The 2,844-nt window shown below is 60.0% G+C and carries 3 protein-coding genes; 2 read left to right on the plus strand and 1 reads right to left on the minus strand.

Annotation, left to right across the window (positions count from 1 at the left end; translation table 11 throughout):
• Nucleotides 1–448: (5-formylfuran-3-yl)methyl phosphate synthase (locus tag EN932_RS32935; protein ID WP_245483373.1), on the minus strand; the 448-nt coding region annotated here is incomplete at its 3' end.
• 250 nt (nucleotides 449–698) lie between these two features.
• Here EN932_RS32935 and EN932_RS32945 point away from each other — a divergent pair.
• A complete protein-coding gene (locus EN932_RS32945; protein WP_127369913.1) occupies nucleotides 699–1,928 on the plus strand; it encodes an ABC transporter substrate-binding protein in 1,230 nt (409 codons plus the stop codon).
• A 21-nt stretch (nucleotides 1,929–1,949) separates the two neighbouring features.
• On the plus strand, nucleotides 1,950–2,844 hold an 895-nt coding region (locus EN932_RS32950; RefSeq protein WP_128369397.1), incomplete at its 3' end, for a PQQ-dependent catabolism-associated beta-propeller protein.

The following is a 2,844-nucleotide window of genomic DNA, read 5'->3' on the forward strand; positions in this document are numbered from 1 at the left end:
GCAGCCGGCCCTTCCCCTTTTGCGCGGTATCAACCATCACGCCGTGGAAGCGATGCCTGGCGAACATCGGCAGAAGCTCGAAGTCCGGCGCCAGATCGGCAAACAGCACGGCAATCAGCTTCGTTCGTGCGGCGAGCGGTTCAAGCGCCTGTGCGCAGGCAGAGATATTTGCCGAAGGAAAAAATCCGATCTTCACATAGTCGACGCCGGTCGCCGCGATCTCTTCGGCCTTGATGCGGATCGTTTCGGGTTCCATCGGCAGGTCGCCGCAGACAGCGCTGACCGGAGCCCGACCCGCGATGAAAGAGATCGTTCGGAGCATGGTTTCCATGGACACCGCGCCCAGGGCTCCCGCCTTCGGGTCCTTCAGGTCGACGATATCGACACCTCCAGAAAGAGCGATCTCCGCCTCTTCGATGCCGGTGACGCTTGCCAGCATTCTGGTCATTTGAACAGTTTCTCCAGTTTGGAGGACAAGACGCTTTTATAGAGGCGGTCGATCCCCCTGCGCCACGTCTCGCCGGTGTTGCCATGCGAATCGACGCTGGCGACCTTCCGCACCGTTCTGGCAGGCGCGAAAAGTCGTCCTATAGGGTTTGATAAATTTTGCGGGTCGGCTAAGTTGATCATGGGCACCTTGACTTGGCGCGGGTCCGGCAACCGTCGAACCTCTGCGCAAGAATGGGTAATTACTATCGATGACGAGCGCGGTGCCAGGCACTCTCGCTGCCTTTTTGTGCTTTTTTTCCCTGACCGTCAACGTTTCCGACGCGACAGGCCAGGAAACGGTGGCGAAGCCGGAAAAAAAGATAACTGAAATCAAGATAGGCTATTTGCGGGCCTACGCACCGCAATTGACGCTTTCCATGCTCGACCTGCCGCCACGTGACGAAGGTGTCGCCGGTGCCGAGGTAGCGATCGGCGACAACAACACGACGGGAAAGTTCACCGACCAGAAATTCAGCCTCGACGTGACCGAGGTCAAGCCCGACGGCGACGCGGTTCAGGCATTCGAAGGCATGATCGCCAAGGGCGACCGCTATGTGGTCGCCGATCTTTCAGCCAAACAATTGCTGTCGATCGCCGACATCGCCCGCGACAAAGGCGTGCTGATCTTCAACGTCGGCGCCACCGACGACAGCCTTCGCGAGGAGGACTGCCGCATCAACGTTTTCCATATCGCGCCGACGCGCAGCATGCTGGCCGACGCGCTGGCGCAGTATCTCATGGTGAAGAAGTGGCCGAATTGGGTGCTGCTCTATGGATCACATGAGCAGGACCATCTCTACGCCGATGCGCTGCGCCGCGCGGCAACCCGCTTCGGCGGCCAGATCGTCGCCGAGAAGGAATTCAAGGATACCGGCACAGCCAGGCGCACCGACACCGGCGCCACGCAGATACAGCAGCAGATTTCCGTGTTCACGCAAGACCTCCCGGAGCACGACGTGGTGCTTGTCGCCGACGAAAGCGAGGTTTTCGGCACCTACGTGCCCTACCGCACCTGGACGCCGCGGCTGGTCGCCGGCACGGCCGGTCTGGTTGCATCGTCATGGCATCCCGCCAGCGAACAATGGGGCGGCATCCAGATGCAGAGCCGCTTCCTGAAGACGACGAGCCGGCGGATGCTCTCCAAAGACATGTCGGCCTGGACCGCGGTGCGTGCGGTCGGCGAGGCCACCACGCGCACCAAGGGCGACGATGCGAAAAGGATCAGCGACTATATACGCTCTGACGATTTTTCGGTTGCTGCTTTCAAGGGGCAGAAGCTGACCTTCCGCAAATGGAACCTCCAGCTTCGCCAGCCGATCTTGCTTGGCGACACCAAGTCGGTCGTCTCGACATCGCCACAGGAGGGCTATCTTCACCAGGTCTCCGAACTCGACACTCTCGGTGTCGATCAGCCGGAAACGAAATGCGCTCTCAAGTAGAGTCAATCGGGAGGAATTTGCGTGCAGAAACGAGCTTGCGCATTCGCCATTCTCGCGGCCGGCTTCACGGCCAGCCCGGCATCGGCCTATACGGCTTACGTGTCCAACGAGAAGGACAACACGATGACCGTCGTCGACACGGCGACGATGCAGGTGGTGAAGACCGTCGAAGTCGGCCAGAGACCTCGCGGCATCACCATCTCGCATGACGGCAAATTCGTCTATCTATGCGCCAGCGATGACGACACGATCCAAATCATCGACACCGCGACACTTGAAATCATCGGTACGCTGCCTTCCGGCCCCGATCCCGAATTGTTCGTCCTCTCGCCCGACGGCAAGACGCTTTATGTCGCCAATGAGGACGACAATCTCGTCACCGCCATCGACGTCGAAAGCAAGCAGGTCCTGGCCGAGATACCAGTCGGCGTGGAGCCGGAAGGCATGGGTGTCAGCCCCGACGGCAAGACCATGGTCAACACCTCGGAAACCACCAGCATGGCGCATTTCATCGACACCGGCACGCATGAGGTGACGGACAATGTGCTGGTCGACACGCGCCCTCGCTTCGCCGAATTCAAGCCCGACGGCTCGCAGGTCTGGGTCAGCGCCGAGGTCGGCGGCACCGTCAGCGTCATCGACAACGCCAAACGCGAAGTGGTGAAGAAGATCCAGTTCGCGATTCAGGGACTGCGGGCCGAAACCATCCAGCCGGTAGGCATCGCCATCAGCGCCGATGGCAAGAAAGCCTATGTCGCGCTCGGCCCGGCGAACCATGTCGCGGTGATCAATACCGACACTTATGAGGTGGAAAAATACATCCTCGTCGGCCAGCGCGTCTGGCATCTGGCCTTCACGCCCGACCAGAAAACGCTGATCACCACGAATGGCAATTCCAACGATATCACCTTCATCG

Origin of the sequence: Mesorhizobium sp. M7A.F.Ca.US.002.01.1.1 (assembly GCF_004022955.1) — a bacterium.
Classification (GTDB): Bacteria; Pseudomonadota; Alphaproteobacteria; order Rhizobiales; family Rhizobiaceae; genus Mesorhizobium; species Mesorhizobium ciceri.